This window comes from Clostridium psychrophilum (genome assembly GCF_018861705.1).
GTDB classification, from domain to species: domain Bacteria; phylum Bacillota; class Clostridia; order Clostridiales; family Clostridiaceae; genus Clostridium_AD; species Clostridium_AD psychrophilum.
This window is the reverse complement of the sequence record NZ_JAHLEC010000083.1, coordinates 1-14882: the sequence shown is the minus strand read 5'-3', so window position 1 is coordinate 14882 and position 14882 is coordinate 1. Positions and strand designations below refer to the sequence as shown.

Annotated in this window: 12 protein-coding genes; 8 read left to right on the top strand and 4 right to left on the bottom strand. The window is 28.8% G+C overall.

The features are described from left to right. Positions 1-121: 121 nt before the first annotated feature. A complete protein-coding gene (locus tag KPL38_RS14345; RefSeq protein ID WP_216289831.1) occupies positions 122-280 on the bottom strand; it encodes a hypothetical protein in 159 nt (52 codons plus the stop codon). 289 nt (positions 281-569) lie between these two features. On the opposite strand from KPL38_RS14345, the gene miaB reads away from it, so the two are divergent. The 7 genes from miaB to KPL38_RS14310 all read left to right on the top strand — a co-directional run bounded on the left by miaB (position 570) and on the right by KPL38_RS14310 (position 10424). Further along, positions 570-1895 carry a tRNA (N6-isopentenyl adenosine(37)-C2)-methylthiotransferase MiaB gene (gene miaB, locus KPL38_RS14340; protein WP_216289830.1) on the top strand — a complete coding sequence of 442 codons (1326 nt, stop codon included), beginning with the start codon at positions 570-572 and terminating at the stop codon, positions 1893-1895. 85 nt (positions 1896-1980) lie between these two features. After that, positions 1981-4671 carry a DNA mismatch repair protein MutS gene (gene mutS, locus KPL38_RS14335; protein ID WP_216289829.1) on the top strand — a complete coding sequence of 897 codons (2691 nt, stop codon included), beginning with the start codon at positions 1981-1983 and terminating at the stop codon, positions 4669-4671. A 73-nt stretch (positions 4672-4744) separates the two neighbouring features. Next, a complete protein-coding gene (mutL, locus tag KPL38_RS14330) occupies positions 4745-6673 on the top strand; it encodes a DNA mismatch repair endonuclease MutL (protein WP_216289828.1) in 1929 nt (642 codons plus the stop codon). 14 nt (positions 6674-6687) lie between these two features. Beyond that, entirely contained in the window at positions 6688-7647 is a 960-nt protein-coding gene (gene miaA, locus KPL38_RS14325) for a tRNA (adenosine(37)-N6)-dimethylallyltransferase MiaA (protein ID WP_216289827.1), read from the top strand. Positions 7648-7671: 24 nt separating this feature from the next. Then, positions 7672-7905: an RNA chaperone Hfq gene (hfq, locus tag KPL38_RS14320; protein ID WP_216289826.1), complete on the top strand. Its 234-nt coding sequence runs from the start codon at positions 7672-7674 to the stop codon at positions 7903-7905. A 61-nt stretch (positions 7906-7966) separates the two neighbouring features. Continuing rightward, positions 7967-8860 (top strand): MYG1 family protein, encoded by an 894-nt coding sequence (locus tag KPL38_RS14315; RefSeq protein ID WP_216289825.1) that lies wholly within the window; start codon positions 7967-7969, stop codon positions 8858-8860. A gap of 283 nt (positions 8861-9143) precedes the next feature. Next, positions 9144-10424 carry a methionine gamma-lyase family protein gene (locus KPL38_RS14310; protein WP_216289824.1) on the top strand — a complete coding sequence of 427 codons (1281 nt, stop codon included), beginning with the start codon at positions 9144-9146 and terminating at the stop codon, positions 10422-10424. Positions 10425-10547: 123 nt separating this feature from the next. Here KPL38_RS14310 and lexA read toward each other — a convergent pair whose 3' ends face one another. Continuing rightward, on the bottom strand, positions 10548-11156 hold the full coding sequence (lexA, locus tag KPL38_RS14305) for a transcriptional repressor LexA (protein WP_216289823.1): 609 nt from the start codon (positions 11154-11156) through the stop codon (positions 10548-10550). A gap of 202 nt (positions 11157-11358) precedes the next feature. On the opposite strand from lexA, the gene KPL38_RS14300 reads away from it, so the two are divergent. Continuing rightward, a complete protein-coding gene (locus tag KPL38_RS14300) occupies positions 11359-11817 on the top strand; it encodes a hypothetical protein (protein ID WP_216289822.1) in 459 nt (152 codons plus the stop codon). Positions 11818-11894: 77 nt separating this feature from the next. Here KPL38_RS14300 and KPL38_RS14295 read toward each other — a convergent pair whose 3' ends face one another. Together KPL38_RS14295 and purB are read right to left on the bottom strand one after the other, a co-directional pair. Continuing rightward, on the bottom strand, positions 11895-12896 hold the full coding sequence (locus KPL38_RS14295; RefSeq protein WP_216289821.1) for a tyrosine recombinase XerC: 1002 nt from the start codon (positions 12894-12896) through the stop codon (positions 11895-11897). Positions 12897-13119: 223 nt separating this feature from the next. Then, entirely contained in the window at positions 13120-14550 is a 1431-nt protein-coding gene (purB, locus tag KPL38_RS14290) for an adenylosuccinate lyase (protein ID WP_216289820.1), read from the bottom strand. Positions 14551-14882: the final 332 nt, after the last annotated feature.

The following is a 14882-nucleotide window of genomic DNA, read 5'->3' as shown; positions in this document are numbered from 1 at the left end:
AAATCTTTAATAGCATAGTCATTTTTTTATGATTAAGTTAATGCTTATTAAATTCGCTAAAATTTTAGATAGATATTTCACTAAAATCTTTTAGGGTTTCGCAATCAGCTATAATTAAAAACTAATTAAATTCTTGTGTTATAATTTCAACTGGTACAGAAGATACTCTCATATCTAGCATATTATTATAATTACATGTGCAGTAATAGTTTCTCTCACCTATGCAATTATATTGTAAATGTTTATCTTTGACATTTTCTTCTTTTTTTGCATCATACATATAAATCACTCCTTTTAGGTAGCTTCTCCTAAAACAAATAATTTATTTTAAATCGCAAAAATAAATATAAGAGGTATCTACAAGTTGAAAATATACATTTTTACGTAGATTATTTGCTATATTATAACACAAAACCAATTATTAATATTATAATTTAATTTATATATATATTTCAGATAAATTAAATAAATGATTAAATATATCCAAATAGCAAAAATGACTTTAAAAATTCATGAAAATTATATATAATGATAGATAGTAATACGTTTTAATAAAGGAGAATGTACTAATGAATGAAATACTTAATTACTATATAGAGACATGGGGTTGCCAAATGAATGAGGAGGATTCCGAGAAAGTATCTGGTATGTTAATACCAGTTGGATATAAAAGAACTACGGATAAAGAGAATGCTGACATAATAATATTTAACACATGTTGTGTTAGAGAAAATGCAGAACAAAAGGTTGATGGAAATATTGGAGCTTTAAAAACAATGAAGAAAGAGAATCCAAAACTTGTAATTGCAGTTATTGGATGTATGATGCAACAAGACGGAATGGCAAAACATATAATTAAAAAGTTCCCATTTGTAGATATTATTATTGGAACATATAATGCTTATAAATTTCCAGAGTATCTAAAAAGAATACAAAATGGAGAATCTTCTATTATTGATATTTGGGATAAGGAAGGAAATATTATAGAAGGTATTCCAATTGACAGAGAAAATAATATAAAGGGATTTGTTACCATTATGTATGGTTGCAATAATTTTTGTACTTACTGCATAGTGCCTTATGTGCGTGGACGTGAACGAAGTAGAAAACCCAAGGATATTATTAAAGAAATAACATCTATGGTTGATAAAGGTTATAAAGAAATAACCTTGCTTGGTCAAAATGTTAACTCTTATGGAAAAGACTTAAATCCTAAAATAGGTTTTTCAGAGTTACTTATGAGAATTAACAATATTGAAAATTTAGAGAGAATAAGATTTTTAACATCTCATCCAAAAGATTTGTCAAATGAAGTAATAGAGGTGATTGCACAGGGAGATAAAATCTGTGAGCAAGTTCACTTACCAGTTCAATCAGGTTCCTCTAATCTTTTAAATAAAATGAATAGACATTATGATAGAGAAAAATATCTAGAATTAGTAAAAAACATTAGAAATACAATACATAATGTAGGATTAACTACTGATATTATAGTCGGATTTCCTGGAGAAACAGAAGAAGATTTTGCAGAGACGTTAAGCCTTATGGAGGAGGTTAAATTTAATCAAGCATTTACGTATCTTTATTCTAAAAGAAAAGGAACACCAGCTTATGATATGTTAGAGCAAGTTCCAGATGATGTTAAGCATGAGAGATTCAATAGACTAGTTGAGGTTGTTAATAGAAACTGTGCAATAAGAAATAAAGAATGCATAGGAAAAATTGTAGAAGTGTTGGTTGAAGGTCATAGTAAAAATGATAAAAGCAAATTAACTGGAAGAACTAGAAATGGAAAAGTAGTAAACTTTGAGGGAAACAATAAAGCAGTTGGAACTCTCGTGTCAGTTCTTATAACAGATGCACACTCTTTTTCACTAATAGGTGAAGAAATCTAGTTAGGGTATAAACTGTATTAATTTAATTCCTGTGAGTAAACATAAATTATAATTTAATTATAGATAAAAGCAAGGTGGAATGAAAATGGCATTAACTCCAATGATGATACAATATTTTGAAATAAAAGAAACATGCACAGACTGTATATTGTTTTTTAGGCTAGGAGACTTTTATGAAATGTTTTTTACTGATGCAAAGGTTGCATCAAAAGAGCTTGAACTTGTACTTACAGGACGTGACTGTGGACTTGAAAAAAAAGCACCTATGTGCGGGATTCCTTATCATGCTGCAAATACATATGTAGGTAGATTAATTGCTAAAGGATATAAAGTTGCCATATGTGAACAAGTTGAAGACCCAGCATTAGCAAAAGGCATTGTTAAAAGAGAGATTATTAAAATAATCACTCCTGGAACGTATACTGATTCTAGTTTTTTAGAAGAAACGAAAAACAACTATATTATGAGTATTTATATAAATAAGGAGATTAACTTTTGTGGATTATGTTTTTGCGATGTATCAACTGGTGAATTCAGTTGTACAGAGACTAAAATTAACATTGTTACTATATTAGATGAAATTTCAAAGTTTACACCAAAAGAAATTGTTATTTCTGATGATATAGATGAAGAAGTATTAAAGCCTATAAAAGAAAGATTTAATGTTTCATATTCAGCTTATCCAAGTGACTATTTTATTGTGAAAGATGATAGTTTAATTAAAAATCAATTTCATAATTTTTCTGATAATACTTTCTCACAAACTTTACTTAGAAGTATTTCAGGACTACTTACTTATATTATAGATACACAAAAAAATTCACTTTCTCATATTGATACTCTAGATTATTATGATATTTTAGATTATGTAAGTTTAGATGCAAATTCTAGGAGAAATTTAGAACTTACGGAAACTTTAAGAGATAAAACTAAGAAAGGTTCTTTGCTTTGGGTGTTAGATAAGACTAATACTGCCATGGGAGCTAGAAGACTTCGTAAATGGTTAGATCAACCTTTAATAAATAAAAAATCAATAGATGAAAGATTAGAGGCTGTAGAGGAACTGAAAAATAATACTAACGTTCATGAGGATTTAAAAGATGTGCTCGTTGATATATATGATATAGAAAGGCTTGTAGGAAAAATTTCTTCGAAAAATGTCAATGCGAAAGAATTAATTTCGTTAAAAAATTCTATAGAAAAAATTCCAAAGGTTAAGTCAATTTTAGCAGGGCTTAAAAGCAAGTTAATTAAAAAAATATATTCTGAATTAGATGATCTGCAAGATATTTATAATACATTAGATAAGTCTATTATAGATAATCCTTCTATTTCTATTAAAGAAGGAAACATTATTAAGGAAGGTTTCAATAATGAAGTCGATGAACTAAGGTTAGCTAAGGCTCATGGTAAGGAGTGGATAGCTACACTAGAAAGTGATGAGAAAAGCATAACTGGGATAAAGTCACTAAAAGTAGGATACAACCGTGTATTTGGATATTACATTGAAGTAACTAAATTAAATATTCCTTTAATTCCTGAGGGAAGATATATAAGAAAGCAAACTTTATCAAATGCAGAGAGATATATTACTCCAGAACTTAAAGAAATGGAAAATAAAATTTTAGGTGCTGAAGAAAAATTAGTAAATATAGAATATGATATTTTTATAAGTATAAGAGAAAGTGTTGAAAAACATATTGAAAGAATGAAAAATGCAGCGAAATTAATATCAGAAACAGATTGTATTAGTTCATTAAGTACAATAGCACTTGAAAATAATTACACTAAACCTAAAATAAATACAAAAGGTATTTTTGATATTAAAGGTGGAAGACATCCAGTAGTAGAAAAAATGATGCCTTCAAATGCTTTTATAGAGAATGATACATATATGGATGAAAAAAATAATCAATTGCTGTTAATAACTGGACCTAATATGGCAGGTAAATCTACTTATATGCGCCAAGTAGCGTTAATAACTATTATGGCTCAAATGGGAAGTTTTGTTCCTTGTACATCTGCAGATATATGCATATGTGATAAGGTTTTTACTAGAATAGGAGCATCAGATGATCTTGCTGCTGGTAAAAGTACCTTTATGGTAGAAATGTCGGAAGTATCTAATATATTAAAAAATGCAACTAATAAGAGCTTAGTTTTACTTGATGAGGTGGGTAGAGGTACTAGTACTTATGATGGACTAAGTATCGCCTGGTCAGTAATTGAGTATATATGTAAAAATTCAAATATAAGAAGTAAAACTTTATTTGCTACACATTATCATGAATTAACGAAACTTGAGGGTATGATTGATGGTGTGAAAAATTATTCTGTAGCAGTAAAAAAAATTGAAAACGAAATAGTATTTTTAAGGAAAATAGTACCTGGTGGAGCAGATGAATCATATGGTATCGAGGTAGCAAAATTAGCAGGATTACCAAAAAAAGTAATTAATAGAGCAAATGAAATTTTAGTTTCATTGGAAAATTCAAATAATAAACCTAAAATTAATTCAAATAACAAGGAAACTAAAAAGACTACACAGTATGACGACTTAAGTGATAAAAAAACAAGTGACAACATTGTAGAGAAAGAAACAGCTGTAACTTATGAATCTACCATGTTAGAGGATGAAGTAACTCAAATAAGTTTTACAGATATTGAGAAAGATAACATTCTAAAAGAAATTAAAAATATAAATATTCTTAATCTAACACCCATGGATGGATTTAATAAGTTATATGATTTAGTAAAAAGAGCTAAGTTAATATAATTGCTATTAATTTAGAGCAGTTGTCATTACAATAACTTGGTTGTTATAAAAGTATCAAAGGATGTGAAGCATCATGAGAATTAATGTATTAGAGGTTGAAACCTCCAATAAAATTGCTGCAGGAGAGGTTGTAGAACGCCCATCTTCTGTAGTAAAGGAGTTAGTTGAAAATAGTATAGATGCTGGCGCTAAAAATATTATTATAGAAATTTCTGATGGTGGTCAAACAAATATAAAGGTAATTGACGATGGTTGTGGAATACATATTGATGATATAGAAAAGGCATTTATGCCACATGCTACAAGTAAAATAAAATCTGTTGAAGACATTTATAAAATCCATACATTAGGGTTTAGGGGAGAAGCATTACCTAGTATAGCATCAGTATCTCGTACTACATTAAGTAGCAGGACTAAGGAATCGTCAGTGGGTAAAGAAATATCTCAGTCATCAAGTGACATTATATACATTAAAGAATTAGGTTGTAATATTGGTACAACAATTGAAGTTAAAGACTTGTTTTTTAATGTGCCAGCAAGACAAAAGTTTCTAAAATCACCCCAAAGAGAGTCAGCTCTAATATCAGATATTATTGGAAGACTCGCACTAGCTAATAATGATATTTCATTTAAACTATCAAACAATAATAAAAAAGTTTTTTCTACCTTTAGTTCTGAAAATATGAGCGATACTATTAGGTATATATATGGAAAAGATGTCGTAAATAATATCACAAGTTTCGAAGAATTTAACGATATAATGTCTGTACATGGATACATTGGTAATGCAGAAATAAGTCGTGGAAGTCGTAATCGACAAAGCATATTTGTTAACAAAAGATATATAAAAAATGGTCTAATTACTGCGGCCGTTGAAAATGCATTTAAATCTTTTTTAACTATTAACAAGTTCCCTTTTTTTGTTATATTTTTAGACATTTTTCCTGAATATATAGATATAAATGTACATCCACAAAAAACCGAAATTAAATTTCAACAGGATAAAGCTATATTTAAAATCGTTTTTAATGCAGTGCATACAGCTATTGCTGATAGTTTAAGAGGCAATTTTGATATACCCGAGGTAGAAAATAAAGATAATAGTGGTAATGAAACTGAAAAAAACACTATAAGAAAAGAAGTTTATGACTTTAACAAGATAGTTATAGATGAAAAAGACAAAGCAGAGTTAGAAAAGAGTGTTCAAATTCCGATTGATTTTAAATATAAAACACTAAACAATGAAGCAAATAAATTTATGGAAACGCCTCATCAACCTGCTAATACTATGAGTACTAAAGGTAATTTGAATAGCGAAACTAATAATGAATCACTTGACAGAAGTTTAGATGGAAAATCTAAAGAGTGTAATGATACAAACTATAATTTAAAAAATGTAAGACCAGTAAACAACATTTCAAAGTTCCCTGAATTAAGAATTATAGGGCAATTTAATAAAACCTATATAATAGGTGAAGTATATGATGAACTCTACCTGATTGACCAACATGCAGCTCATGAGAAAGTATTATTTGAAAAATTTAGAAAAGATATTATAAATTCTGAAATTGTATCTCAAATTTTATTAGTGCCAACAGTAATAGAGCTAAGCGTGGATGATTACGCTTACTATATAGAGAATGAGGAAGTGTTTAGTAATACTGGTTTTAATATTATTGAGTTTGGAGAAAATACAATAAGCATAAAGGAAGTTCCTGTAATACTTGGGAAACCAGATATTAAAAATCTTTTTAATGATATATTAGATAATTTAAAGAATATGGGTACAGGTAAAACTGTAGAAGTTAAATATAATAAAGTAGCATCTCTTGCATGTAAAGCAGCTGTTAAAGCAAATAATCAGCTAACAGAGCAAGAAATGGCTAAACTAATTAATGATTTAAGATATATAGATGAGCCATTTACTTGTCCTCATGGACGACCTACAATTATAAAAATTACACTTAACGAATTAGAAAAAAGATTTAAAAGAATACAATAGAAAAAGGTGAATATATGAAGGACTTATTTATTTTAGCAGGACCAACAGCTGTGGGAAAAACCGAAATTTCTATAAAACTTGCAGAAAAACTAAATGGGGAAATTATATCGGCCGATTCAATGCAAATATATAAATATATGAATATTGGATCTGCTAAAATTACAATACAAGAAATGAGAGAAATTCCACATCATTTGATAGATATAATAGAGCCTAGCGAAAAATTTAGCGTAGCGGAATTCAAAAAAATAGCACAAAGTGCTATTTTAGATATTTCTAATAAAAATAAACTCCCAATGATAGTTGGGGGAACTGGATTATATATTAATTCATTAATATATAACTATAGTTTTGCAGATACCAATAAGGATGATGTATATAGAGAATATCTTACAAAACTTGCAGATGAAAAAGGAAAAGAATATGTGCATAATCTACTTAAGAATATAGATATTGATGCTTATAATAAATTGTATCCCAATGACTTAAAGAGAGTTATTAGAGCTCTAGAAGTATATAAAGTTAGTGGGAAGAGTATGAGTGAATTTGTACAAGGACAAAATATTTTTGACATTCCTTATAATGTACATTATTTTGTGCTAAATATGGATAGAAAAGAATTATATAACAGAATAAATCGCCGTGTAGATATTATGATAAAAAACAATTTAATTGATGAAGTTATACGATTGAAAAAAATGGGCTATAATGCAGATATGCAATCAATGAAGGGAATAGGCTATAAAGAGATATTGTATTACTTAAATGGTGAAATATCTTTAAATGAGGCCATTGAAATGATTAAACAAGGAAGCAGAAATTATGCTAAAAGGCAACTTACTTGGTTTAGAAAAGATTCGAGAGTAAATTGGATAAATAAAGATGAATTTAACACTGATGATGAAATCGTGGAATATATTACCAAACAACTACACTCTTGTAATAAAGTTCAAAATATTATGTTATTCAAGTGAAATATTAATTGAGGAGATGTATATATGAATAAATCTACTAATAATTTGCAAGATATATTTTTAAATGGGGCTAGAAAGAACAAAATACTAGTTACTTTATATCTAGTCAATGGTTTTCAATTGAAGGGTAATGTAACAGGCTTTGACAATTTTACAGTTGTACTAAATTGTGATGGAAAACAAATGATGATATACAAACATGCAATTTCTAGTATCTCACCATTAAAACCGATAGCATTAAATAGTGAAGAAATTTAAAAATATATTATGCAATCACTACTTATATCTATAGATAATATAAATATGAAAGAGGTAAATGATGATTAATGATAAAAGTATTAAAACATTAGGAACCCATAGTGGCAAATTCCATGCGGATGATGTTATGGCTACAGCTATACTTAGGCTACTACTAGGTAATATAAAGGTTACAAGAACAAGGGATGAGGATATACTTAATAAATTAGACTTTGTTTATGACATATCTTTTGGAGAATTTGACCATCATCAATTAGATAAAGAAATAAGAGAAAATAATATTCCATATGCTGCTTGTGGTCTAGTCTGGCGAGAATTTGGGTCAAGGGTAATACAAAAGTTTAATTGTAAACTTAATGAAAGTGATATAATTTCAATTTTTGATTATGTTGATAAAAATTTAGTGCAGGGCATAGATGCTACAGATAATGGTATAGACATAAAATCTGAAATTAAAGTAACTACAATTAGTGATATTATTCAGAGCTTTAATCCTACATGGGATTCTGCCTCGTCCAAAGACGAGGCATTTGAAGAGGCAACTAGATATACTACAGAGGTACTAAAAAAAATTATAAACAGACAAGTATCTGTTGTAAATGCAAAGATGATAGTAAATGATGCTTTTAAGAATAGAACGGCTAAAGAGATAATGATTCTAAAAAATGGTTGCCCTTGGCTTCAACAGTTATTAAAAACAGATGTAAATAATGAAGTATTATTTGTTATTTCTCCAGATGACAATAATACAGAATATAAGATCCAAACTGTCAAGAAAACAGTAGGCACTTTTGATGCAAGGAAAGATTTATTAGAATCAATTAGAGGAAAATCAAGAGAAGAAATAAATTCTATAATTAAAATAGATGATGCTATATTCTGTCATAAAGCAGGATTTATAGCATCAACTAAAAGCATAGAGAGTGCTTTGAAAATAGCAAGATTGTCTATTTAAAACTTATATATTTCAGTAGATAATTTCTAAACCAAAACTACAAAAATGTGTTGAGAAAAAGAGAATTCATAAAGCAATAAAATGTTTTGTGAGGTCTCTTTTATTTATCGTGATTGTTTTTAAGTGAGCAATTAATTATACAAAACTGTTCTACATTAGTAGTATATATGGTATTATTACTAAGGCAGTTAAAATAAAATAACTAGATAATACAGTATAGTTCATTTTATTTTAGTTGATTAAATGTAATTTAAAATACATAATACAAAGGGGAACTTAAAAAATGTTGGATATAACAAAAGAATATCTTAAAAAGAAGTATAAGATAAGTCCAAAAACGCTAGGACTTTATGATATAGCAATACAAGATGTGAAAGGTGAGTTTAACGCATTAGATGAGATAAGAGAATTTAATCAGCTTAAGGTTTTATCTGCACTTCAAGATGAACGAATTAGTGATTCTCATTTTACAAATTCATCTGGTTATGGGTATGGTGATATAGGACGTGATTCATTAGATAAAGTTTATGCAAGAATTTTTAATTGTGAAAGTGCATTGGTAAGACCGCATTTTGTAAATGGAACTCATGCAATTGGAGCCGCATTATTTGGTAATTTAAGACCTAATGATACTATGCTTTCCGTATGTGGAACCCCTTATGATACACTTCATAATATAATAGGCATAAATAATGGTAAAAACATAGGTTCACTAAAAGATTATGGTGTAAATTATAAACAATTAGAATTAAATAGTGAATCTAGGGTTGATATTAAGTTAATGGAAAAAACTCTTCTAGAAGATAAATCTATAAAGTTAGTTCATATTCAAAGATCTACTGGGTATGGGTGGAGAAAAGCTTTATTAATTTGTGAAATAGAAAAAATTATTAAGTCAGCTAAAGCTATAAATCCTAATGTGATTTGTTTTGTAGACAATTGTTATGGAGAATTTATTGAAACCAAGGAACCTACAGATGTTGGTGCAGATTTAGTTGCTGGTTCATTAATAAAAAATATTGGTGGCGGAATTGCACCTACTGGTGGGTATATTGCGGGTAAAGAAGAATATGTGACTCAAGCTTCATATAGACTAACAATTCCAGGCATAGGCGGAGAATGTGGTTCTACATTTGGAGTAATGAGGTCTTTATTCCAAGGATTATTTATAGCACCGCATGTAGCTATGGAGGCTTTAAAGGGTGCGATTTTCTGCGCAAGGATTATGGAACTTGCAGGATTTGAAGTTCTTCCAAAGTACACCGATAAAAGAAGTGATATAATTCAAGCTATTAAATTTAATAATAAGGAAATGTTAATTAGCTTTATTAAAGGTATACAGGCTGGATCTCCAATTGACTCTTTTGTACAGTGTGAACCATGGGATATGCCAGGATATGAAGATAAAGTTATAATGGCAGCAGGGGCCTTTATACAAGGCTCATCTATAGAACTATCTGCTGATGCTCCAATTAGAGAGCCTTATATAGCTTATTTGCAGGGTGGTCTAACTTTTGATCATGCTAAAATTGGAATACTAATAGCACTTTCAAAAATCATATAATAATACAACCGTATTTTATATGATGCATATTATTGAAAATTTTACTAGATGCTCATATAACATAAAAATGACTGCAATGATTAATATTATTGCAGTCATTTTTGTATATATAAAAGGGAACATTTAATATTTTCTATAAATACCCACAAGTATGCCTAAAATTGAGCAGTCCTTAATTATGATAGGAGACATTGATAAATTTTCAGGTTGAAGTCTTATATGACCTTTTTCCTTGAAAAATCTTTTAATAGTTGCTTCATTATCAATTAAAGCTACGACTATATCACCATTTTTAGCTGCATTTATTTTCTCTATTATAGCAAGGTCACCATTTAATATTCCTGCTTCAATCATGCTACTACCAGAAACTTTAAGCATAAACAGCTCATTATTAGTTTTAGTGAAATTTAATGGAATTGTAAATGTATCTTCTACATTTTCAACAGCGAGGATAGGTACCCCTGCAGTAATTTTTCCTATAATAGGTATATCTATAAGCTCTTTTCGTATGACTGAATCCTTTAATAATTCTATTGCGCGAGGCTTGGTAGGGTCTCTACGTATATATCCTTTTTTTTCTAATCTTTCTAAATGACCATGAACAGTAGAGGTGGATTTTAATCCTACAGCTGAGCATATTTCTCTTACTGAGGGTGGATATCCTTTTGATTGAACTTGATCTTTTATAAAGTTATATATTTCACTTTGCTTATCTTTCTTTTGTGTTAACATAAAAACACCTCTCATTCGTAGTAGAATTATACCATATTACTGTAAAAACATCAAACTTATGTTCTATTTTAATCAAAAGCATTAATAGCAAGTGCATAGAAAATGTAAAGTTCCCAAGAGTATTCAAATTTGATTTATTAAATATTATTTGTTATAATAGACTATTATGAACGTATTAGAAATAAACATAGTGGGGTGTCGTATGTCCAAAAAATGTATATTTAATGAAAAAAAAATTTGTGATAATTGTGGTGACTGTGAAGTCTGCGAATTAAATTCAAATAAAAAATGTGATAATTGCGGAAAATGTCTAGAACTTGAAGGATATGATGTCAAAGCTATAAAAATTGATGAAGTATTTGAGAATGAGGGACCTGAAAAAATAGAAGATACTATTTATAATAAGGACAAAATTAATGCAATTGAGTCAAAAGAAGAAAATACGAATGATGAACAATCAAAAACTGAAGATTACAATTCATTTCTTGAAGAAGAAGAACTTTTAAAATCAAGCAAAGATGATTATATTCCTCAAAACAATGAAGTCTGGGAATTTATAGATGACATAGACGGTGTAAAAGAGTTACTCGACGAGCAGGAAGATAACTCAGCAGTACTTAAAGAGGAATTTCCAGGGCTTATAAGACTAAAAAACAAATAAGAAATGTATAGCATTGTATATGTTTCAATATAGTTAGAAAGTATATATTACCATAATTATGATAATATATACTTTTTTTATTGCTCATCAGAAAGGGGATTCGACTTAACTGCATTTCGTAGTTTTTCATCATCTGCATGAGTATATATTTGAGTAGTAGAAATATTTTCATGCCCTAAGATTTCTTGTAAACTTCGAATATCTACATTCCCATATTTATACATAAGAGTAGCTGAAGTATGTCTTAACTTATGAGGAGTATATTTGTTTTTATTAAGACCGGCATTTCCTATGTACTTTTTGACAATTCTTTCTACAGTTCTTTTATTAATCCTTCCATATTTACCACTGATAAAAAGGGCATCCTTATCCTCAACGTGAATTTTATCTATATTCATATATCTAATTGGTAAGTATTTATGAATAGCTCTAAGTGATGCTTTGTTTAGATAAATTGTACGCTCTTTATTTCCTTTCCCAATAACAGACAATGTGTCGTCTTTCATGTCAGATATATTGATACTGCAAAGTTCTGATAACCGGAGACCGCAGTTTAAAAATAATGTAATGATACTATGGTCTCGAACCGAATGTTTATCTCGAGAGATTGTAGCCTCAAGTAAAGTCTTGCTTTCATTTAAAGTTAAAAAAACTGGACTACGTTTACCAAGTTTGGGTGACTCTAAATCTATTGTTGGGTCGAATGTTATAACTTTAGCTTTAGTTGTTAGATACTTAAATAGAGACTTAATAGAAGCTATTTTTCTTGCTTTAGCATAGTTACCATTAGCTCTATACTTTCCAAGATAGGAGATATATGCATATAGATCTTGTAATGTAAGAGTTCTTAATGTATCTAATGTTAGGTCACTTATATTAATAATTTCAAGGGGCATTGCCTTATCTGATGGTACTAAACCTTTATATATCTTTAAAAACTTTAAAAGGAGTGACAAATCAGCAGTGTAAGCAACAATAGTATTAATAGAACAGCCTTTAATAGTAGTTAAGTAATTAAAATAATCATTTAGAAACTTTGGAATTTCATTGTTATAAATACCATTTATATTTGATTTCATGTGTACCTCCAAAATACATAATAATGTCGTGAAACTTACATTTCACGACATTATTATACTACAAAAGAGGGGGTAAAATCATGCATTTTAATTATTATTTTAATTTTTTATTATCATTCACAATTTAAATTACATTTTTCAATAAATATTGTTAAAATTAAAAAACTACCAGTTTTATATTGCTGATAGCTTTTTAATTTTAGTTTATATCAGGCATTAAATATTATACTTCTATAGAAGTTTCAACTCCCAATGCATCTTTGTTAGCATCGATTATTGGATTTACATACTCTTCTATAAACTCTACTACTTGACTTGGAGCTCTACCAACAAATTTAATTGGGTCAATTACAGCTATAATCTCTTCCTTTGACATCTTAAAGATCGGATCATTTATAATTCTTTCTATAAGATCATTACTTAGACCTTCTTCTTTAACACGTTTTGCTGCAGCCATAGAATGAACTCGAAGATGTTCGTGAAGATCTTGTCTGTCCCCGCCCTTCTTAACTGCTTCCATAAGAATATTTTCTGTAGCCATAAATGGTAGTTCATGATTAACATGTGCAGTAATTACTTTTTCATATACCACCATGTTTCCAGCAATATTCATATATAAATTTAAAACTCCATCAAGTGCAAGGAACGCTTCAGCTACTGATATTCGCTTATTAGCTGAATCATCTAGTGTTCGCTCAAACCACTGCGTTGCAGCTGTTATAGCAGGATTAAGTGAATCAACTATGATATATCTTGATAAAGAACTAATTCTCTCAGAACGCATAGGATTTCTTTTATATGCCATTGCAGAAGATCCAATTTGTTTCTTTTCAAAAGGTTCTTCTAATTCTTTCATGCTTTGAAGTATTCTTAAATCATTACTAAATTTATATGCACTCTGGGCAATTTCTGATAATGTATTTAATATTATAGAATCTACTTTTCTCGAATAGGTTTGACCAGTAACTGGATATGTATCTTTAAAACCCATAGTGTTTGCAACATATTTATCTAAATCTTTCACTTTTTTCTCATCATTATCGAATAAGTTCATGAAACTAGCTTGGGTTCCTGTAGTTCCTTTTACTCCTAGTAGTTTTATTTTATCAATTACAAAGTTTAAGTTTTCTAGATCCATTACTAAATCTTGAATCCATAGAGTTGCTCTTTTGCCTACAGTAGTCAATTGAGCTGGTTGTAAATGTGTATAACCCAAAGTAGGAACATCTTTGTATTTTAATGCAAATTTTGAAGATTTGCTAAGTACATTAACCATTTTCTTCTTAATTAATAATAAAGCCTTTTTCATTATTATTAAATCAGTGTTATCCCCTACGTAGCAACTAGTAGCTCCTAGATGTATAATTCCCTTTGCATTAGGACACTGGACTCCGTATGCATATACATGACTCATTACATCATGCCTTATTTCTTTTTCTTTTTTTTCAGCCACATCATAATTTACATCATTCACATAAGATTTAAGTTCATTAATTTGATCTTGTGTTATATTAAGTCCAAATAGTTTTTCACCTTCAGCTAAAGCTACCCACAACTTTCTCCAAGTTGTAAATTTCATATCATCTGAAAATAAAAAGCTCATTTCTTTTGATGCGTATCTACTGTTTAATGGTGTATTATAAGTATTTCTCATATTTTGCCTCCATACGTACATATTAAGATTAAAAACGATTTTCATTCATATTATAACATACAATACCACTAATAGTAACGAAAATGTTCGTATATATTAATTGTACTTTCATATTATTTTTTGGTGCTAATGTTTCTACTTTGAATTATATTTGCTTTTAAAAAATATTAAATAGTTCTAAAATGTTATATTATTAATATATTTATACAAACAGAATAATTATAAGAGTGTACTCGGAAAACAATAATTAACAATTCCATATTTGAGGAACAAAAGTATTTATTTGGATGTAATACTATAAGTGAAATAATAGCAGGTATGACAAAAAGGCT